Genomic DNA, 19,772 nt, shown 5'->3' with positions numbered 1-19,772 from the left:
TCACTTCTTTGAGAAAAGGCGTTTACTCAGAATGGTGGACAGGCTCAATGCACGGTTTACGGGAGGGGTTCTGTTGGTTTTATCGCGTTGACCCTGCTTAAGGTTGAGAGCTTTACGACGAGCGGAATTATATTTTTACGTCTTAAAAATAAAAAACACATATCTGAATGAGCGATTTTTGAAAGTATATTTATTCAGAGCGCGCATCATGAGTTTTTAACTCAATGCGAGGCTATTACCATGAAAGTATCAGTTCCAGGCATGCCGGCAACACTTTTAAATATGAACAATAACGATATTTATAAGATGGTGAGCGGGGACAAGATGGACGTGAAGATGAATATCTTTCAACGCTTGTGGGAGACGTTACGTCATCTGTTCTGGTCAGATAAACAGACTGAGGCTTATAAACTTCTGTTCAATTTCGTGAATAAAAAGGCTGGCAACATCAACGCCTCAAAATACTTTACTGGGGCTGTCAACGAGAATGAGAAAGAAAAGTTTATCCATAGTCTGGAATTATTCAATGAACTCAAAACATGCGTAAAAAATCCGGATGAGATGGTCGCAAAGGGCAATATGCGCTGGGTCGCCGAGACCTTCGGTGATATCGAGTTAAGTGTCACTTTTTTTATTGAAAATAAGGAGATATGTACTCAGACGTTGCAGCTGCATAAAGGCCCAGGTAACTTGGGCGTTGATCTTAGAGAGGCTTACCTTCCCGGCGTTGACATGAGGGATTGTTACTTTGGTAAAAAAATAATGAAAGATAGCAATGAAAACCTTTACATGAAACCTGGGTGGAATGCTAACCTGGACGGTGCTACCCTGGACGGTGCTACCGTGGACGGTGCTACCCGCCTATATGCTGAGGTAATTATTATTAATAAAATCACCCCCAAAAAAATTGTTACTGAAGGAGTTGCTACTAAACAAAGTACTGCTGAAAAATTATTGCCAACGCAATTATTGAATGATCCAGAATAAGCTAAGGTTGAAGGGGCTGGAACGCCCCTTCAACCTTAGCAGTAGCGTGGGATGATTTCACAATTAGAAAGACCTGCATGATGAGCTAGAGAAGAGGCTGGTGATGCAAGGCGTCGTGCACGACGCGGATCACCGAGATGGGCATCGCCAACCAGACGGCTAATTAGCCCATGAATAACAATCAGAAAGGACCATAACAGACCCGATAAAATGAAATAATAGAGACGATCAACGGGTGAAGAAAAAGTTCAAAAATTCGCTGTGGAGCAGGAAGGGAATTACCGAATGGAAAGCGTAGCCACACGCAACAACTGAAAGCAGTTTGGCAGAAAAAAAATCCCCGGACTCGGGGATTTATGTACAAGAGGCAGCCCTTAGGATGAGGGTATAAACATACAGGAAAGGTTAAAAATCCGCTGGCGCTTTAAACGTCATACTATTGCCATACGCCGGATGGGTAATCGTCAACATCTCTGCATGTAGCAACAAACGCGGTGCCATTGCTCTCGCTTCTGGTGATGCATAAAAACGATCGCCGAGAATCGGATGACCCAGCGCCAGCATATGCACACGCAACTGATGCGAACGCCCGGTAATCGGTTTTAACACCACTCTTGCCGTGTTATCCGCCGCATACTCCACCACTTCATATTCCGTCTGCGCAGGTTTACCTGTTTCGTAACAGACTTTCTGTTTCGGGCGGTTTGGCCAGTCGCAAATCAGCGGCAGATCTACCAGACCTTCCGCAGGGGATGGATGCCCCCAGACGCGGGCCACATACTGCTTTTTCGGCTCGCGCTCGCGGAACTGGCGTTTTAACTCCCGCTCCGCGGCTTTGGTCAGCGCCACTACAATCACACCGCTGGTAGCCATATCCAGACGATGCACCGATTCTGCCTGCGGATAATCACGCTGAATGCGCGTCATCACGCTGTCTTTGTGCTCTTCCAGACGACCCGGCACAGACAACAAGCCGCTCGGCTTGTTGACCACCATAATGTGGTCATCCTGATACAGGATAACCAGCCAGGGTTCCTGCGGCGGATTGTAGTTTTCCATCCCCATTTTCGGCTCCGTTACTGATGCGTCACAACGATCAAACGCAGGGCATCCAGACGCCAGCCAGCCTGATCCAGGCTTTCCATTACCTGCTGACGGTTGTTCTCAATGGCAGTCAGTTCGTCGTCACGAATGTTCGGGTTCACTGCGCGCAGCGCTTCCAGACGAGACAGCTCGGCAGACAGTTTTTCGTCGGCTTCGTTACGCGCTGCATCAATCAATGCACGGGCAGATTTCTCGATCTGCGCTTCACCCAGCTGAAGGATAGCGTGAACATCCTGCTGCACGGCATTAACCAGCTTGCTGCCAGTGTGGCGGTTAACCGCGTTAAGCTGACGGTTAAAGGTTTCAAACTCCACCTGCGCCGCCAGGTTGTTGCCATTTTTATCCAGCAGCATACGTACCGGCGTCGGCGGCAGGAAGCGGTTGAGCTGCAACTGCTTCGGAGCCTGGGCTTCAACGACATAAATCAATTCCACCAACAGCGTACCTACCGGCAACGCTTTGTTTTTCAACAGTGAAATCGTGCTGCTACCGGTATCGCCAGAGAGGATCAGATCCAGACCGTTGCGGATCAGCGGATGCTCCCAGGTAATAAACTGCGCATCTTCACGCGCCAGCGCTACCTCACGGTCGAAGGTGATGGTGATGCCATCTTCCGACAGGCCCGGGAAGTCCGGCACCAGCATATGATCGGACGGCGTCAGCACGATCATGTTGTCGCCGCGATCGTCCTGATTGATACCGATAATATCGAACAGGTTCATGGCGAAGGCGATCAGGTTGGTATCGTCATCTTGCTCTTCAATGCTTTCAGCTAATGCCTGCGCTTTTTCGCCACCGTTGGAATGGATCTCCAGCAGGCGGTCACGACCCTGTTCCAGCTGTGCCTTCAATGCCTCGTGCTGCTCGCGGCAGTTTTTGATCAGATCGTCAAAGCCTTCGGTTTGATCCGGTGAGGCCAGGTAGTTAATCAGATCGTTATACACGCTATCGTAGATAGTGCGTCCGGTCGGGCAGGTGTGCTCGAATGCATCCAGACCTTCGTGATACCAGCGCACCAGCACCGACTGAGCGGTTTTCTCCAGATAAGGCACATGGATCTGAATATCGTGCGCCTGGCCGATACGATCCAGACGACCAATACGCTGCTCCAGCAGATCCGGGTTGAACGGCAGATCGAACATTACCATGTGGCTGGCGAACTGGAAGTTACGCCCTTCAGAACCAATTTCCGAACACAGCAGCACCTGCGCGCCGGTGTCTTCTTCGGCAAACCATGCCGCAGCGCGGTCACGCTCAATAATCGACATGCCTTCGTGGAACACCGCGGCGCGGATACCTTCACGCTCACGCAGTACCTGCTCCAGTTGCAGCGCGGTAGCGGCTTTAGCGCAGATCACCAGCACTTTCTGAGAGCGATGGCTGGTCAGGTAACCCATCAGCCACTCAACGCGCGGGTCGAAGTTCCACCAGGTGGCGTTATCGCCTTCAAATTCCTGATAAATACGCTCCGGGTAGAGCATATCGCGAGCGCGATCTTCGGCACTTTTACGTGCGCCCATAATGCCGGACACTTTAATCGCCGTCTGATACTGCGTCGGCAGCGGCAGCTTAATAGTGTGCAGCTCGCGTTTCGGGAAGCCTTTCACACCGTTACGGGTGTTACGGAACAGCACGCGGCTGGTGCCGTGGCGATCCATCAGCATGGAAACCAGTTCCTGACGGGCGCTCTGGGCATCTTCGCTGTCGCTGTTTGCCGCCTGCAGTAACGGCTCAATATCCTGCTCGCCGATCATCTCACCGAGCATGTTCAGTTCATCATTGCTCAGTTTGTTACCTGCCAGTAGCATGGCAACGGCATCTGCTACCGGACGATAATTTTTCTGCTCTTCAACGAACTGCGCGAAATCGTGGAAACGGTTCGGGTCCAGCAGGCGCAGACGGGCGAAGTGGCTTTCCATCCCCAGTTGTTCCGGGGTCGCAGTCAGCAGCAGAACGCCGGGCACATGCTCTGCCAGTTGTTCAATGGCCTGATATTCACGGCTCGGCGCATCTTCGCTCCACACCAGGTGATGCGCTTCATCGACCACCAGCAGGTCCCATTCGGCTTCACAGAGATGTTCCAGACGCTGTTTGCTACGACGGGCAAAATCCAGCGAACAAATCACCAGCTGTTCGGTGTCGAACGGGTTGTAGGCATCGTGCTGGGCTTCGGCGTAACGCTCGTCATCAAACAGGGCAAAACGCAGATTGAAGCGGCGCAGCATTTCTACCAGCCACTGATGCTGTAAGGTTTCCGGGACGATAATCAGTACACGTTCAGCAGCGCCAGAGAGCAGTTGCTGATGCAGGATCATCCCGGCTTCAATGGTTTTCCCTAAACCCACTTCGTCAGCCAGCAGGACGCGCGGCGCATGGCGGCGACCAACATCATGAGCGATGTTGAGCTGATGCGGGATCAGACTGGTACGCTGACCGCGCAGGCCGCTGTACGGCATACGGAACTGTTCGCTGGAATATTTACGTGCGCGATAACGCAGCGCAAAGCGGTCCATACGGTCAATCTGCCCGGCAAACAGACGGTCCTGCGGTTTGCTGAACACCAGTTTGCTATCAAGGAAAACTTCACGCAGGGCTACGCCGGACTCTTCAGTATCCAGGCGAGTACCGATATAGGTCAGCAAGCCATTTTCTTCTTTTACTTCTTCGACTTGCATCTGCCAGCCGTCGTGGCTGGTAATAGTATCACCAGGGTTGAACATCACGCGGGTCACGGGGGAATCACTGCGTGCGTACAGACGGTTTTCACCAGTAGATGGGAAAAGTAAAGTGACAGTTCGCGCATCCACCGCGACAACGGTTCCAAGTCCCAATTCGCTTTCTGTATCGCTGATCCAGCGTTGACCAAGTGTAAAAGGCATATGTGTTCGGCTCTATATCTTTAATTGCAGGCAATAACCACCCGCTACCGTGCTTATGAGGTAGTGGTGTTATTCAGGTCCAGGAATGGAAAGGGCGCTATGGTACTGGATGGCAAAGCATTCGTCACGCATCAAAATGGTATCTGGCGAACTCTTTTTTTGCTCAAAATAGCCCAAGTTGCCCGGTCATAAGTGTAGCAAAATTATCCTCAATAAAAGGGAGTATTCCCTCCGCCACCGGTTGCAGCTGGCGGGTCAGATAGTGTTCGTAATCCAGTGGTGAACGTTGGTAGTCCAGCGGCTCCGGGCCGTTGGTGGTCCAGACGTACTTAATGGTGCCGCGGTTCTGATATTGCAAGGGGCGACCGCGCTTTTGGTTTTCTTCATCGGCAAGGCGAGCGGCGCGTACATGAGGCGGCACATTACGCTGATATTCGCTCAGTGGACGGCGAAGGCGTTTACGGTAAACCAGCCGTGCATCCAGTTCGCCTGCCATCAGTTTGTCGATGGTTTCGCGAACGTATTCCTGATATGGCTCGTTGCGGAAGATACGTAGATATAGCTCCTGCTGAAACTGCTGGGCCAGCGGTGTCCAGTCGGTGCGTACGGTTTCCAGCCCTTTAAACACCATCCGTTGTTTATCGCCTTCCTGAATCAGCCCGGCATAGCGCTTTTTGCTGCCCGTATCGGCTCCACGAATGGTTGGCATCAGAAAACGGCAGAAATGGGTTTCATACTCCAGTTCTAATGCGCTAGTCAGCCGTTGCTGTTGCAACGTTTCTGCCCACCAGGCGTTAACGTGCTGCACCAGTGCACGACCGATTTTCGCCGCTTCTTCTTCCGAATGTGCGCCTTTCAGCCAGACAAACGTTGAGTCAGTATCGCCGTAGATTACGTCATAGCCCTGCGCTTCAATCAACGCTTTGGTTTGCCGCATGATCTGATGACCACGCATGGTGATTGACGACGCCAGGCGGGGATCGAAGAAGCGACAGGCGGTAGTCCCGAGCACGCCATAAAAGGCATTCATGATGATCTTCAGCGCCTGCGACAGTGGCTTATTGCCCTGGCGTTTGGCTTCATCGCGCCCGTGCCAGATGTTAGTCACAATCTCCGGCAGGCAATGTTTCTCCCGCGAGAACCAGGCATCGAGAAAGCCTTCGGTGCTGTGCTCTGGATCAGGCTGCGCCATGCCTTCCACCAGCCCGACGGGATCAATCAGATAGGTGCGGATGATCGACGGGTACAGGCTTTTGTAGTCCAGCACCAGCACCGAATCATAAAGCCCTGGCCGTGAATCCATCACGTAGCCGCCAGGGCTGGCGTGCGGCGGCACTTCGCCGAGATTAGGCGCGACATAACCAGCGCGATGCATTCGCGGAAAATAGAGATGACCAAACGCCGCCACCGATCCCCCGTGCCGATCTACTGGGAGGCCGTTCACCGTCGCCCGTTCGAGTAGAAACGGCATGATTTCAGTTTTGTGGAAGATCTGCGTCACCAGCTCGCAATCTTTCAGGTTATAAGTCGCCAGGGCAGGTTTATCTTCGGCGAAACGGCGGTCAATTTCGTCCATCCGATCCCACGGGTTATCGATAGATTTTCCTTCGCCTAATAACTCCTGAGCGACGGTTTCCAGCGAGAACGAAGAGAAATTCCAGAATGCAGATTTCAGCGCCTCGATACCGTCGATAATTAGCCGACCTTTAGCCTGGGCAAAAAACACACCGTTTTTAAAGCCATGCTCGCGCCACTCCAGCTCACTGTTATCGCGCCCCAGACGCAGTGGAATACGGTAGCGCTCGGCATGTTTTTGCAGCATTCGCAGATCGAACTGCACCACGTTCCAGCCGATGATCACATCAGGATCGTGGTTAGCAAACCAGGCGTTGAGTTTTTCCAGCAGCTGCGGACGACTGGCGACGTACTCCAGTTCGAAATCAAGCGCGGAGGCATCGCCATTCTCCGGCCCCAGCATATAAACGATGCGCTGCCCGCAGCCTTCCAGACCGATGCAGTACAGTTCACCGTGGCGGGTAGTTTCAATATCAATAGAAACCCACTTGAGCGGCGGGCGGTAGTCGGGATGCGGTTTCAGACGGGCATTAACGATAGCGCCATTGCGCATATCACCCTCGACCCACACCGGAGAGGTGATAAACCGCTCCATCAGATAGCGTTCCGGCGGGCGCACATCGGCCTCGTAGACGGTAACGCCACCTTCACGCAGGCGCTTTTCGTAATTCATTAACTGGCGATGGGCGCGACAGTAAAGGCCATACACCGGCTGGCGATGAAAATCCTTTAACGCCAGCGGCGTCAGGCGAAAGCCTTGTTCACCCTGCAAAATATGCTGGGCGCGGGGAACCTGATCGGCGGGAATAAACGCCACGGACTCTTGCGGTGCAAGCGTAACCTGCAACGGCCCGTTGTCCGTCGCTAACCAGAAAGAGATCTCTGTCCCTTGCGGGGTGTCCCGCCAGTGTCGGGTTAAGATAAAACCTGCCTGCGCCACGCTGAAATTCCATCAAAAAACCAGGCTTGATTATAGCCTGGTTTCGTTTGATTGGCTGTGGTTTTATACAGTCATTACTGCCCGTAATATGCCTTCGCACCATGCTTACGCAGATAGTGTTTATCCAGCAATGTTTGCTGCATATCAGGCAGTTGCGGAGCAAGCTGGCGGCAGAAAATCCCCATATAAGCGACTTCTTCCAGCACGATGGCGTTATGCACTGCGTCTTCAGCGTTTTTACCCCATGCAAACGGGCCGTGAGAATGGACCAGAACGCCAGGCATTTGCGCTGCGTCGATACCCTGTTTTTCGAAAGTTTCAACGATGACGTTACCGGTTTCCCACTCATATTCGCCGTTGATTTCTGCGTCGGTCATTTTGCGAGTGCAGGGAATGGTGCCGTAGAAATAGTCGGCGTGGGTGGTGCCGGTTGCCGGAATTGACTGGCCCGCCTGCGCCCAGATGGTGGCGTGGCGCGAGTGCGTATGCACAATGCCGCCAATGGACGGGAATGCCTGATAGAGCAGCCGGTGAGTTGGCGTGTCGGAGGAGGGCTTTTTCGTACCTTCTACCACTTCACCGGTTTCGATGCTGACCACGACCATATCGTCAGCGGTCATGATGCTGTAATCGACGCCGGAAGGTTTGATTACAAAGACGCCGCGCTCGCGATCAACGGCGCTGACGTTGCCCCAGGTCAGCGTGACCAGGTTGTGTTTTGGCAGCGCCAGGTTGGCTTCTAAAACCTGACGTTTGAGATCTTCTAACATGTTGACTCCTTCGTGCCGGATGCGCTTTGCTTATCCGGCCTACAAAATCGGAACGTGTAGGCCAGATAAGACGCGTCAGCGTCGCATCAGGCGTTACATACCTGATGCGGCTACTTAGCGACGAAATCCGTAATACACTTCGTTCCAGCGCAGTGCATCTTTAAACGCTGGCAGGCGGGTGTCGTTATCAATCACCGTGATTTCAATGTCGTGCATCTCGGCAAACTGGCGCATATCGTTGAGGTTCAACGCATGGCTGAAGACGGTGTGGTGCGCGCCACCAGCAAGGATCCACGCTTCGGAAGCGGTTGGTAGATCCGGCTGCGCTTTCCACAGCGCATTCGCCACCGGCAGTTTCGGCAGGGTGTGCGGCGTTTTCACCGTGTCGATGCAGTTAACCAGCAGACGGTAACGATCGCCGAGATCAATCAGGCTGGCGACAATGGCCGGACCGGTTTGGGTGTTGAAGATTAGGCGGGCCGGGTCGTCTTTACCACCAATACCGAGGTGCTGAACGTCGAGGATCGGTTTCTCTTCTGCAGCGATCGACGGGCAGACTTCCAGCATGTGGGAGCCGAGCACCAGGTCATTACCTTTCTCGAAGTGGTAGGTATAGTCCTCCATAAAAGAGGTGCCGCCCTGCAGACCGGTTGACATCACCTTCATGATGCGAAGCAGGGCGGCAGTTTTCCAGTCGCCTTCGCCCGCAAAGCCGTAGCCCTGTTGCATCAGACGCTGCACGGCCAGGCCTGGAAGCTGCTTCAGACCGTGCAAATCTTCAAAGGTGGTGGTGAACGCATGGAAGCCACCTTGTTCCAGGAAACGCTTCATCCCCAGCTCAATACGCGCAGCTTCCAGCACGTTCTGCCGTTTTTCGCCGTGGATTTGTGTCGCAGGCGTCATGGTGTAGCAGCTTTCGTACTCATCGACCAGCGCGTTAACATCGCCATCGCTGATGGAGTTCACCACCTGCACCAGATCGCCAACCGCCCAGGTATTGACGGAGAAACCGAATTTGATTTGTGCGGCAACTTTATCGCCATCGGTAACCGCTACTTCACGCATGTTATCGCCAAAGCGGCAAACTTTCAGATGACGGGTATCCTGTTTAGAGACCGCCTGACGCATCCATGAGCCGATACGCTCATGTGCCTGTTTATCCTGCCAGTGACCGGTAACGACGGCATGTTGCTGACGCATACGTGCGCCAATGAAGCCAAACTCGCGACCGCCATGTGCAGTCTGGTTCAGGTTCATAAAGTCCATGTCGATACTGTCCCACGGCAGCGCCGCGTTGAACTGGGTGTGGAATTGCAGCAACGGCTTATTGAGCATGGTCAGGCCGTTAATCCACATTTTGGCTGGAGAGAAGGTGTGCAGCCACACCACCAGACCAGCGCAACGATCGTCGTAATTCGCGTCACGGCAAATAGCGGTGATTTCATCCGGCGTGGTGCCCAGCGGTTTCAGCACCAGTTTGCAGGGCAGTTTCGCTTCCGTATTCAGCGCATTAACGACGTGTTCGGCATGTTGGGTGACCTGACGCAGGGTTTCCGGGCCATACAGATGCTGGCTGCCAATTACAAACCACACTTCATAATTATCAAAAATTGTCATTGTCGTGTCCTTATAGAATCGGAACGGCCTGGGCAGCCTGTGCCGGGGCGGAAGTTGGAAGATAGTGTTGTTCGGCGCTCATCGCCCATTGCTGATAGCGGCGATAAAGCTGTTCAAAGCGTTGTGCCTGTTCGCTGCGAGGTTGCAGGGTTTTCTCTACCGCACTGGCCATTTTTTGCTGTGCTGATGGGATATCTGCGTGCACTTTCGCGGCGACGGCAGCAAAAATCGCCGCACCGAGCGCACAGCACTGGTCAGAGGCAACAATTTGCAGCGGGCGATTCAGCACGTCGCAGCAGGCCTGCATAATGACCTGGTTTTTCCGCGCGATGCCGCCCAGTGCCATCACGTTATTAACGGCGATCCCCTGATCGGTAAAGCACTCCATAATTGCACGTGCGCCAAAGGCGGTGGCAGCAATCAAACCGCCGAACAGCAGCGTAGCGTCGGTTGCGAGGTTCAGATCGGTAATCACCCCTTTCAGGCGTTGGTTAGCGTTCGGTGTGCGGCGGCCGTTAAACCAGTCGAGCACCACCGGCAGGTGATCCAGAGACGGATTTTTGGCCCATGCTTCGGTCAGCGCCGGAAGCAGTTGTTTCTGGCTGGCGTTGATTTGCTCTTTCAGTTCCGGATGCTGGGCGGCAAGCTGTTCCAGCGGCCAGCCGAGTACGCGACCGAACCAGGCGTAGATATCACCAAACGCCGACTGACCTGCTTCCAGACCGATAAATCCAGGCACCACGCTGCCATCAACCTGACCGCAAATGCCTTTAACTGCCCGCTCGCCAACGCTCTGTTTGTCGGCAATCAGAATGTCGCAGGTGGAAGTACCGATAACTTTTACCAGAGCGTTAGGCTGTGCGCCTGCGCCAACTGCGCCCATATGGCAGTCAAACGCGCCGCCGGAAATCACCACGCTTTCAGGCAGGCCGAGACGCTGCGCCCATTCCGGGCATAACGTGCCCACCGGAATATCGGCAGTCCAGGTGTCAGTGAACAGCGGGGAAGGCAAATGGCGATTGAGGATCGGGTCCAGTTCGTCAAAGAAACTGGCTGGCGGCAGGCCGCCCCAGCTTTCGTGCCACAGAGATTTATGTCCGGCGCTGCAACGTCCGCGGCGAATATCCTGCGGGCGCGTGGTGCCACTGAGCAGGGCGGGCACCCAGTCGCAAAGTTCAATCCACGATGCGGCAGATTGCGCCACGGCGCTGTCCTGGCGAGTCACATGCAGGATTTTTGCCCAGAACCATTCGCTGGAATAAATACCGCCAATATAGCGGGAGTAGTCAACTTTGCCCGGCGCGTGACACAAACGGGTGATCTCTTCCGCTTCTTCAACCGCGGTGTGGTCTTTCCACAATACGAACATTGCGTTCGGGTTTTCGGCAAACTCCGGGCGCAGCGCCAGGACGTTACCGTCGGCGTCAATCGGTGCGGGCGTCGAGCCGGTTGTGTCAACGCCAATCCCGACCACGGTTGCGCGCTGCTCGGCGCTAAGCTCTGCAAGCACGGTTTTCAGCGCCGCTTCCATTGACTCAATGTAGTCACGCGGATGATGACGGAACTGGTTATTTGGGGCATCACAAAATTGCCCTTTCTGCCAACGGGGATACCACTCTACGCTGGTGGCGATCTCTTCACCGGTGGCGCAGTCCACCGCCAAAGCTCGCACAGAATCACTGCCAAAATCGAGGCCAATTGCAATCGCCATCGTTTCACTCCATCCAAAAAAACGGGTATGGAGAAACAGTAGAGAGTTGCGAAAAAAAGCGTCAGGTAGGATCCGCTAATCTTATGGATAAAAATGCTATGGCATAGCAAAGTGTGACGCCGTGCAAATAATCAATGTGGACTTTTCTGCCGTGATTATAGACACTTTTGTTACGCGGTTTTGTCATGGCTTTGGTCCCGCTTTGTTACAGAATGCTTTTAATAAGCGGGGTTACCGGTTGGATTAGCGAGAAGAGCCAGTAAAAGACGCAGTGACGGCAATGTCTAATGCAATATGGACAATTGGTTTCTTCCCTGAATGGCGGGAGTATGAAAAGTATGGCTGAAGCGCAAAATGATCCCCTGCTGCCGGGATACTCGTTTAACGCCCATCTGGTGGCGGGTTTAACGCCGATTGAGGCCAACGGTTATCTCGATTTTTTTATCGACCGACCGCTGGGAATGAAGGGTTATATTCTCAATCTCACCATACGCGGCCAGGGGGTGGTGAAAAATCAGGGACGAGAATTTGTCTGCCGACCGGGTGATATTTTGCTGTTCCCGCCAGGAGAGATTCATCACTACGGTCGTCATCCGGAGGCTCGCGAATGGTATCACCAGTGGGTTTACTTTCGTCCGCGCGCCTACTGGCATGAATGGCTTAACTGGCCGTCAATATTTGCCAATACCGGTTTCTTTCGCCCGGATGAAGCGCACCAGCCGCATTTCAGCGACCTGTTTGGGCAAATCATTAACGCCGGGCAAGGGGAAGGGCGCTATTCGGAGCTGCTGGCGATAAATCTGCTTGAGCAATTGTTACTTCGGCGCATGGAAGCAATTAACGAGTCGCTCCATCCACCGATGGATAATCGGGTACGCGAGGCTTGTCAGTACATTAGCGATCACCTCGCAGACAGCAATTTTGATATTGCCAGCGTGGCGCAGCATGTCTGCCTGTCGCCGTCGCGTCTGTCACATCTGTTCCGCCAACAGTTAGGGATTAGTGTCTTAAGCTGGCGCGAGGACCAACGCATCAGCCAGGCGAAGCTGCTTTTGAGCACCACACGGATGCCTATCGCCACTGTCGGTCGCAATGTTGGCTTTGACGATCAACTCTATTTCTCGCGGGTATTTAAAAAATGCACCGGGGCCAGCCCAAGTGAGTTCCGTGCCGGTTGTGAAGAAAAAGTGAATGATGTAGCCGTCAAGTTGTCATAATTGGTAACGAATCAGATAATTGACGGCTTGACGGAGTAGCATAGGGTTTGCAGAATCCCTGCTTCGTCCATTTGACAGGCACATTATGCAAGCATTGCTGGAACACTTTATTACCCAATCCACCGTGTATTCATTGATGGCGGTAATGTTGGTGGCCTTTCTGGAGTCGCTGGCGCTGGTCGGTTTGATTCTGCCCGGTACGGTGCTGATGGCAGGACTGGGAGCGCTGATTGGCAGCGGCGAGTTAAGTTTCTGGCACGCCTGGCTGGCAGGGATTGTCGGTTGCCTGATGGGCGACTGGATCTCCTTCTGGCTGGGCTGGCGTTTTAAAAAGCCGTTGCATCGCTGGTCGTTTCTGAAGAAGAACAAAGCATTACTCGATAAAACTGAACATGCGTTGCATCAACACAGCATGTTTACCATTCTGGTCGGTCGTTTTGTCGGCCCGACGCGTCCGCTGGTGCCAATGGTGGCGGGAATGTTGGATCTCCCGGTGGCGAAATTTATTACGCCAAATATTATCGGCTGCCTGTTATGGCCTCCGTTTTACTTCCTGCCGGGGATTCTGGCGGGTGCGGCGATCGATATTCCTGCCGGGATGCAGAGCGGTGAATTTAAGTGGTTGCTGCTGGCAACAGCGGTGTTTTTGTGGGTTGGCGGCTGGCTGTGTTGGCGGTTATGGCGCAGCGGCAAGGTAACTGATCGTTTAAGTCATTATTTGTCGCGCGGTCATTTGTTGTGGTTGACACCGTTGATTTCTGCCATCGGCGTGGTGGCGCTGGTGGTGTTAATTCGCCACCCGTTGATGCCGGTATATATCGATATTTTGCGGAAAGTGGTTGGGGTTTAGGGGATAGTCTGTGCGGGTTGCCTGATGCGACGCTTGCCGCGTCTTATCAGGCCTACAAAACGCACTGTCCGTAGGTCGGATAAGGCGTTCACGCCGCATCCGACAGTGCATACTAACCCGTAATCCCCAATATTGCCGAAGCACTCGCCTTACCGCTCAACAATTCTTCAGTCTTACCCTGCCAGGCGATGCGCCCGTCGGCGACCACCACCGAGCGTGTGGCGATCCGGGCCGCATCTTCCACACTGTGCGACACCATCAATAGCGTCATTTTTTGCTGCTGGCAGCTCGTGCTCACCAGCGTCAGCATCTCCTGACGTAACGCCGGATCGAGCGCAGAGAACGGTTCATCGAGCAATAAAATCGGCTGTTCGCGCACCAGACAACGCGCTAACGCCACGCGCTGTCGCTGACCGCCAGAAAGCTCGCCCGGTAATCGCGCCATTAAATTATCAATCCCCATCTGGCGGGCGATAGCATGCATTTTCTCCTGCTGCGCCGCGTTCAGCTTCAATCCAGGATTAAGCCCCAGCCCGATGTTCTGCGCGACCGTCAGGTGACTGAACAGGTTGTTCTCCTGAAACAGCATCGATACCGGACGGCGTGACGGCGGCGTAGTGGTGTGATCAATACCATCGATAGTCAGCGAACCGCTGGCTGGCGTCAGAAAACCGGCGATCAAATTTAGCAGGGTACTTTTACCCGCGCCGCTTGGCCCGAGGATCGCCACCTGCTCGCCGGGTTCCACCGTTAAGCTAAAACGCATCGGCAAATGGTGATAAAGCCAGGTGATATCAGTCAGTTTTAACATTTCGCCCCGGTAGTTTTTCAATCACGGTAAACAGCAGAAAACAGAGCAGCAGTAGAATTAACGCGGTCACCGCGCCATCCTGGCTACGATAGGAGCCAATTTGCTGGTAGAGATAAAACGGCAGGGTGCGGAAATCATCGTTACCGAACAACGCCACCACGCCAAAATCACCAATCGACAGCACACACGCAAAGGCCAGCGCCTGCGCCAGCGGACGTTTCAGGGCGCGCAGCTCCACCACTTTTAAGCGCGACCAGCCTTCAATGCCCAGCGACTGACAAAGCATGCTATAGCGGGCAGTGATATCGCGCATCGGGTTTTCCAGCACTTTCAGCGCATAAGGGATGGCCATTAACGCATTGGTGAAAATCACGATGCCGTCAGCAGATTGTGGCAGGCCGATGGTGTTGTTGAGCAGTAAAAAGAAGCCCGTTGCCAGCACAATCCCCGGCATGGCGAGGATCAGCATTCCGCTCATCTCCAGCGCCTGACCCGCCAGCATTTTTTGCCGTGCCCGCAATTCGCGACTGCTCCATAGCAGCATCATGGTCAGCACTACGCATAATACGCCTGCCGCCAGCGCAATACGCAACGAGGTCCACAGTGCCTGCCACAGCACCGGCTGCGCCAGCACTTCCGGCAACTGGCGATTTATCCCATCGACGAGCACCGCCAGTAACGGTGGCAGCAACAGCAACAGCGCCAGCACAATTAACACCGTGTCGCAAATGCGGCTATGCAGACGATCGTCCGGGTCGCGCCAGCCTTGCAGCAGCGTGGTGCCGGGCGCAATGGCCTTACTTAGTCGCTGACTCAACAGCACCAGCCCAAGGCAACAAACCATCTGGATCAGCGCCAGCATCGCCGCGCGGGCGGGATCGTAGTCGTAACTCAGCGCCTGATAGATTGCCAGCTCGATAGTGGTCGCCTGCGGACCGCCGCCCAGCGATAGCACGGTGGCGAAGCTGGCGAAACAGAGCATAAAGATAAGCGCGGCAACCGGCGGGATTTGACGCCGTAACCACGGCCATTCGACGAAGCGGAAAAAATGCCAGCCGCGCATCCCAAGCTGGGCGGCAAGTTGACGTTGTTCGCCGGGAATGTTTTCCAGTGCCTGGAGTAATAAGCGGCTCGCCATCGGCAGATTAAAAAATACGTGCGCCAGCAAAATACCTTGCAGGCCGTAGGGCGAAAAGGTCCACTCCAGACCGAGCGATTGGCAGAGTGATGCCAGCCAGCCCTGGCGACCATAGACGCTAAGAATGCCGAAAACAGCAACCAGCACCGGGAGGATCAAGGTCATTGCGCACAGACGCAACAGCGTCAGCCGACCCGGAAAGCGCCTGCGATAGAGCGCGCGGGCGAGGAATATCGCGGGTACGACAGAGAGCAGCGCCGAGAGAAACGCCTGCCAGAAGGAGAAGCGCACCACATGCCACAGGTAGCTGTCCTGCCAGATTGCCACCCAGTCACCCTGCGGCGCGTTCCACCACAGGGCGAGAAATGCCGCCAGTGCAACCGCCACCACAAGCGTAGCGGCGCTTACGCCTGGAATTAACCAGCCGGGAATTAACGGCTGACGGCGCGTTGCCATTCGCTAATCCATGCCTGACGTTGTGCCGCCACCTCGGCTGGCGTGAACTCCAGCGTGGTTGCCGGTTTGGTCAATTTTTCAAAACCGGCAGGCAGCGTGACGTTTGCCACCGGATACATCCAGTTGCCGGTTGGGATCGCATTCTGAAAAGCCGGAGAAACCATAAACTGGAGGAATTTTTGCGCCAGCTCCGGCTGTTTGCTGGCAGCGGTGCGGGCGGCGACTTCCACTTGCAAATAGTGACCTTCGCTGAAGTTCGCGGCGGCGTAGTTATCTTTCTTCTCTTCGAGAATGTGATAAGCCGGAGAGGTGGTGTAACTCAGTACCAGATCGCTTTCGCCTTTTAAGAACAGGCCGTAGGCTTCGCTCCAGCCTTTGGTGACCGTGACCGTTTTCTTCGCCAGTTTCTGCCAGGCTTGTGGGGCGTCATCGCCATAGACTTTTTGCATCCACAACAACAGGCCCAGGCCCGGCGTACTGGTACGTGGATCCTGATAAATCACTCGCCAGTTCTGATCGCTTTCAACCAGCTCTTTCAGGCTTTGCGGCGGATTTTTCAGTTTGTTCTTGTCATAGACGAAGGCGAAATAACCGTAATCAAACGGGACGAAAGTGTCATTATTCCAGCCGCCGGGTACATTTACCGCATCTGCTGCCACACCGCTTTTAGCAAACAGCCCGGTTTTGCTGGCGGCATCTAACAGATTGTTATCCAGCCCCAGCACCACATCGGCTTTGCTGTTTTTGCCTTCCATCCGTAGACGGTTGAGAAGCGAAACGCCATCTTCCAGCGCCACCAGTTTCAGTTCGCAATTACAGTCGGCTTCAAAGGCTTTTTTCACCACCGGACCTGGCCCCCAGTCGGCGGCGAAGGAATCGTAGGTATAAACAGTCAGAACGGGTTTAGCGAAAGCGGGTGCTGTACAGAGCAACAGCAGGGGAAGATATTTTTTTAACACTTTGCACCTCAAAGAAGAGTGGCAAAGGACTTGAGAAGGAGCCTCAAATCCCTTCGCCGGCGTTATCCGGATCAGGTTCGACGGGTATTTTCTCAGCGCACGCGTCTGCGTGGCACCCCGTTGAGAACGGCGTTAGTGTAGTGATTTTGTTATCAACCAGCAATCATGGATCCGGTGGCGCAAACCACGCGGATTTAAAATCGAACCAGCCGAGAGTGTTCATGCGCAGGCCGCGCATACTGCGTTGCCCCTGAATGATCAGCCAGTGGTGGATGAGCGGCACCATTGCTTTGCTGGCGACCAGTTGCTGGCACCAGTTCGCCAGGTTCATTTCGCCATTGCGCCAGCGGGCGGCGTCGGCTTGCCAGTCGATCGGAATACAGTGTTGGAGCAGCGGCACCTCGCACAAGTGCGCGAACAGCGAAAAATCCAGCGGCAGCGTAAAGTTGGCGCTGTTAAGCCAGATATCGCTCTCGATCTCTCCTTCGTGCCACTGATCATAGCTGATCTCTTTAATTTCAAGTGTGACCTGATGACTTGCCAGAATCTGCTGCATGATCCTGGCAATCACCCGATGCTCAATATGATCCTGATAAAAGGTCAGGGTGAGGCTTTCCAGCCCGGCAGGTTTTTCGCACTGCGCCGGGTGGGCATGATGCCAGCGGGGGAGCAGTCCATAAGCCGGAAACCAGAGTTGCTGGTATTGTTCCTCGGCGAAATAGACCAGATTAGTTGGAGAAAGCACATAACTTACCCAGTCCCTGACTTGCTGATTCGCCCCACGGTGGGTGCGGCTGTCGAACAGTAAATAGTAGCAACCTTCCTCCAGCCGACTTTCAATCTCTTTTTCCTCGCCCTGTGGACCTTTTAGCATCAGACCGCCGGCTGGCTCGTCGGCAATTTCCGGCAGAACCCAGACGTTAACTTCGTCGATTAATGCCCGGTAACCGAAGAAGTCATCGAATGCCTGAATTTTCAGTTGATTGGTGCTGTTGCGGATCACCGCATACGGACCGGTGCCGATGGGATGGCTGGCAAAGTTACTGAGGGTTTCCCATTCTCGTGGCAGGATCATCGCCGGAACTTGCCCCAGCAGTAACGGTAACCAGCGGTCCGGTTGCGTGAGATGGATATCCAGCGTCCAGGGCGTCGGCGACACAATGTCCGCAATATGTGAATAGAGCGGAAGCGTATTGATTCGTTTTAAAGAGGCGATCACATCGTCCATTTCCAGTTCACGACCATGGTGAAAATGGACTCCTGGACGCAAAAAGAAGCGCCAGTGAAGCGGTGATATTTGCTGCCAGTGGTGGGCGATGTCTGCTTCCAGTTCCCCATTTTCCTCATTTATGCGCGTTAGCGAACTGAAGATTTGCCGGGCGATATGGGTTTCGGAACGGCGCAATGCACTGCCGGGCAGCAGATTGCGCAACGGACGATAGTAGAGAACGCGCAGGATGTGCCGCCCCTGGCGGAAGGTACGCCCCAGATGAGAAACCAACATTTGCCGCACAGCCGCTTTGTCGCCAACCAGTTGCACCAGTTGATCGATACGATCCTGCTCCAGCAGGTCCTCTGCTCGCTGTTGCTGAAGCGCCAGCCCGGTGTAGAGGAATGTCAGACGAGAGCGTTTACCGCGCCCGACTTCCGCTTCCCACGTCAGCCAGCCGCGATCCTGCATGGTGTTGAGCAGGGTGCGCATATGACGACGCGAGCAGCTCAATAACGCTGCCAGTTCGTTGAGCGTCGTGTCCTGCGATTTACCCTCGCAGCATTGCCACAGGCGGATGAACTGTTGTTGCAGACGAGCGGATGGCATAAAAGGGGAACTCCTGCGCAAAAGTCAGCAATTTTATTTTCCCTATATTAAGTCAATAATTCCTAACGATGAAGCAAGGAGGTGCCCCATGCGTCAGTTTTATCAGCACTATTTTACCGCGACAGCGACGTTGTGCTGGTTGCGTTGGTTAAGCGTCCCACAACGATTAACCATGCTTGAAGAGCTGATGCAGTGGGAGGGGAGTCATTCTGACTACTGATTTGCGGACATCATGTGTGACTGAGTATTGGTGTTAATCGCCACGCCAGCAGTGATTATCTGCTGGCTTTTTTCTTTTTGGCGATTGAGTGCCGGACGGTGTACAAACTAACGCATAAACGCCGGTTGCTTCTCTTCATAAGACGCAATAGCGTCGTCGTGCTGCAGGGTCAGGCCGATGCTGTCCAGACCATTCATCATGCAGTGGCGGCGGAAGGCATCAATGGCAAAGCGATAAGTTTTCTCACCCGCTTTCACCTCTTGCGCTTCCAGGTCTACATCAAAATGAATCCCCGGATTGGCTTTCACCAGTGCAAACAGCTCATCCACTTCTGCATCGCTTAATTTCACCGGCAGCAGCTGGTTGTTAAAGCTATTGCCGTAGAAGATGTCAGCAAAACTCGGCGCAATCACCACTTTAAAACCGTAGTCTGTCAATGCCCACGGCGCGTGCTCACGCGAGGAACCGCAGCCGAAGTTTTCTCGTGCCAGCAAAATGGAAGCGCCCTGATATTGCGGGAAGTTCAGCACGAAGCCCGGGTTTGGCTGTTGGCCTTTTTCATCCAGAAAACGCCAGTCATTAAACAGATGCGCGCCAAAACCAGTGCGCGTCACTTTCTGCAAAAACTGTTTCGGGATGATTGCATCGGTATCGACATTGGCGGCATCCAGTGGAACCACCAGGCCTGTATGTTTGATAAATTTCTCTGCCATGGTGTG

15 protein-coding genes, 1 pseudogene and 1 riboswitch are annotated in these 19,772 nt (G+C 54.0%); of the genes and pseudogenes, 4 read left to right on the top strand and 12 right to left on the bottom strand.

The annotated features are described in order from the left end of the window. Positions 1-240 precede the first annotated feature (240 nt). Positions 241-987, top strand: a complete 747-nt coding sequence (gene espY1 / locus BEB42_RS02650) for a T3SS effector EspY1 (RefSeq protein WP_000868889.1) — start codon at positions 241-243, stop codon at positions 985-987. A 16-nt stretch (positions 988-1,003) separates the two neighbouring features. On the opposite strand, the pseudogene BEB42_RS02645 reads toward espY1, so the two are convergent. The 7 genes and pseudogenes from BEB42_RS02645 to araB form a co-directional block, all read right to left on the bottom strand. Continuing rightward, positions 1,004-1,182, bottom strand: a pseudogene (locus BEB42_RS02645) (transposase DNA-binding-containing protein); the annotation flags it as partial. 210 nt (positions 1,183-1,392) lie between these two features. Beyond that, positions 1,393-2,052 carry a bifunctional tRNA pseudouridine(32) synthase/23S rRNA pseudouridine(746) synthase RluA gene (rluA, locus tag BEB42_RS02640; protein ID WP_000525176.1) on the bottom strand — a complete coding sequence of 220 codons (660 nt, stop codon included), beginning with the start codon at positions 2,050-2,052 and terminating at the stop codon, positions 1,393-1,395. A gap of 11 nt (positions 2,053-2,063) precedes the next feature. Continuing rightward, positions 2,064-4,970 (bottom strand): RNA polymerase-associated protein RapA, encoded by a 2,907-nt coding sequence (rapA, locus tag BEB42_RS02635; RefSeq protein ID WP_001117008.1) that lies wholly within the window; start codon positions 4,968-4,970, stop codon positions 2,064-2,066. A 163-nt stretch (positions 4,971-5,133) separates the two neighbouring features. After that, positions 5,134-7,485 (bottom strand): DNA polymerase II, encoded by a 2,352-nt coding sequence (gene polB / locus BEB42_RS02630; RefSeq protein WP_000035589.1) that lies wholly within the window; start codon positions 7,483-7,485, stop codon positions 5,134-5,136. 74 nt (positions 7,486-7,559) lie between these two features. Next, the gene (gene araD, locus BEB42_RS02625) at positions 7,560-8,255 is read right to left on the bottom strand and encodes an L-ribulose-5-phosphate 4-epimerase (RefSeq protein ID WP_000888658.1); all 696 of its coding nucleotides are present in this window, start codon (positions 8,253-8,255) and stop codon (positions 7,560-7,562) included. A 114-nt stretch (positions 8,256-8,369) separates the two neighbouring features. Further along, a complete protein-coding gene (gene araA / locus BEB42_RS02620) occupies positions 8,370-9,872 on the bottom strand; it encodes an L-arabinose isomerase (protein WP_000151727.1) in 1,503 nt (500 codons plus the stop codon). A 10-nt stretch (positions 9,873-9,882) separates the two neighbouring features. Further along, positions 9,883-11,583, bottom strand: a complete 1,701-nt coding sequence (gene araB / locus BEB42_RS02615; RefSeq protein WP_000951852.1) for a ribulokinase — start codon at positions 11,581-11,583, stop codon at positions 9,883-9,885. Positions 11,584-11,921: 338 nt separating this feature from the next. Here araB and araC point away from each other — a divergent pair, with 338 nt between their 5' ends. Next, positions 11,922-12,800, top strand: a complete 879-nt coding sequence (araC, locus tag BEB42_RS02605) for an arabinose operon transcriptional regulator AraC (RefSeq protein WP_001300811.1) — start codon at positions 11,922-11,924, stop codon at positions 12,798-12,800. 85 nt (positions 12,801-12,885) lie between these two features. Next, positions 12,886-13,650: a DedA family protein gene (locus tag BEB42_RS02600; RefSeq protein WP_001148385.1), complete on the top strand. Its 765-nt coding sequence runs from the start codon at positions 12,886-12,888 to the stop codon at positions 13,648-13,650. 112 nt (positions 13,651-13,762) lie between these two features. On the opposite strand, the gene thiQ is transcribed toward BEB42_RS02600, so the two are convergent. The 4 genes from thiQ to sgrR all read right to left on the bottom strand — a co-directional run bounded on the left by thiQ (position 13,763) and on the right by sgrR (position 18,833). Continuing rightward, the gene (gene thiQ / locus BEB42_RS02595) at positions 13,763-14,461 is read right to left on the bottom strand and encodes a thiamine ABC transporter ATP-binding protein ThiQ (RefSeq protein ID WP_000916262.1); all 699 of its coding nucleotides are present in this window, start codon (positions 14,459-14,461) and stop codon (positions 13,763-13,765) included. Continuing rightward, positions 14,445-16,055, bottom strand: a complete 1,611-nt coding sequence (thiP, locus tag BEB42_RS02590; RefSeq protein ID WP_000235672.1) for a thiamine/thiamine pyrophosphate ABC transporter permease ThiP — start codon at positions 16,053-16,055, stop codon at positions 14,445-14,447. Before thiP ends, thiQ begins: the two co-directional genes overlap by 17 nt. Continuing rightward, positions 16,031-17,014, bottom strand: coding sequence for a thiamine ABC transporter substrate binding subunit (thiB, locus tag BEB42_RS02585; RefSeq protein ID WP_001355216.1), 984 nt, complete (start codon positions 17,012-17,014; stop codon positions 16,031-16,033). The genes thiP and thiB overlap by 25 nt, the downstream gene beginning before the upstream one ends. A gap of 30 nt (positions 17,015-17,044) precedes the next feature. Then, positions 17,045-17,144: riboswitch (TPP riboswitch) on the bottom strand. 33 nt (positions 17,145-17,177) lie between these two features. After that, positions 17,178-18,833 carry a DNA-binding transcriptional regulator SgrR gene (gene sgrR, locus BEB42_RS02580; RefSeq protein WP_001353463.1) on the bottom strand — a complete coding sequence of 552 codons (1,656 nt, stop codon included), beginning with the start codon at positions 18,831-18,833 and terminating at the stop codon, positions 17,178-17,180. Positions 18,834-18,921: 88 nt separating this feature from the next. On the opposite strand from sgrR, the gene sgrT reads away from it, so the two are divergent. Continuing rightward, complete coding sequence (gene sgrT / locus BEB42_RS02575; protein WP_001248772.1) at positions 18,922-19,053, top strand: glucose uptake inhibitor SgrT; 132 nt, start codon at positions 18,922-18,924, stop codon at positions 19,051-19,053. Between the two features lie 107 nt (positions 19,054-19,160). On the opposite strand, the gene leuD is transcribed toward sgrT, so the two are convergent. After that, positions 19,161-19,766 carry a 3-isopropylmalate dehydratase small subunit gene (gene leuD / locus BEB42_RS02570; protein ID WP_000818247.1) on the bottom strand — a complete coding sequence of 202 codons (606 nt, stop codon included), beginning with the start codon at positions 19,764-19,766 and terminating at the stop codon, positions 19,161-19,163. Between the last annotated feature and the right edge of the window lie 6 nt (positions 19,767-19,772).

Origin of the sequence: Escherichia sp. MOD1-EC5990 (assembly GCF_002965285.1) — a bacterium.
GTDB classification, from domain to species: domain Bacteria; phylum Pseudomonadota; class Gammaproteobacteria; order Enterobacterales; family Enterobacteriaceae; genus Escherichia; species Escherichia coli_F.
This window is presented reverse-complemented; position numbering and strand designations above follow the sequence as displayed.

What these genes read in the sequence shown, in the direction of transcription:
- sgrR (WP_001353463.1), bottom strand. Translation starts at nt 18,833, where the DNA reads ATGCCATCCGCTCGTCTGCAACAACAGTTCATCCGCCTGTGGCAATGC.
- araD (WP_000888658.1), bottom strand. Translation starts at nt 8,255, where the DNA reads ATGTTAGAAGATCTCAAACGTCAGGTTTTAGAAGCCAACCTGGCGCTG.
- BEB42_RS02600 (WP_001148385.1), top strand. Translation starts at nt 12,886, where the DNA reads ATGCAAGCATTGCTGGAACACTTTATTACCCAATCCACCGTGTATTCA.
- thiQ (WP_000916262.1), bottom strand. Translation starts at nt 14,461, where the DNA reads ATGTTAAAACTGACTGATATCACCTGGCTTTATCACCATTTGCCGATG.
- araA (WP_000151727.1), bottom strand. Translation starts at nt 9,872, where the DNA reads ATGACAATTTTTGATAATTATGAAGTGTGGTTTGTAATTGGCAGCCAG.
- espY1 (WP_000868889.1), top strand. Translation starts at nt 241, where the DNA reads ATGAAAGTATCAGTTCCAGGCATGCCGGCAACACTTTTAAATATGAAC.
- araB (WP_000951852.1), bottom strand. Translation starts at nt 11,583, where the DNA reads ATGGCGATTGCAATTGGCCTCGATTTTGGCAGTGATTCTGTGCGAGCT.
- araC (WP_001300811.1), top strand. Translation starts at nt 11,922, where the DNA reads ATGGCTGAAGCGCAAAATGATCCCCTGCTGCCGGGATACTCGTTTAAC.
- rapA (WP_001117008.1), bottom strand. Translation starts at nt 4,970, where the DNA reads ATGCCTTTTACACTTGGTCAACGCTGGATCAGCGATACAGAAAGCGAA.
- thiP (WP_000235672.1), bottom strand. Translation starts at nt 16,055, where the DNA reads ATGGCAACGCGCCGTCAGCCGTTAATTCCCGGCTGGTTAATTCCAGGC.
- rluA (WP_000525176.1), bottom strand. Translation starts at nt 2,052, where the DNA reads ATGGGGATGGAAAACTACAATCCGCCGCAGGAACCCTGGCTGGTTATC.
- leuD (WP_000818247.1), bottom strand. Translation starts at nt 19,766, where the DNA reads ATGGCAGAGAAATTTATCAAACATACAGGCCTGGTGGTTCCACTGGAT.
- sgrT (WP_001248772.1), top strand. Translation starts at nt 18,922, where the DNA reads ATGCGTCAGTTTTATCAGCACTATTTTACCGCGACAGCGACGTTGTGC.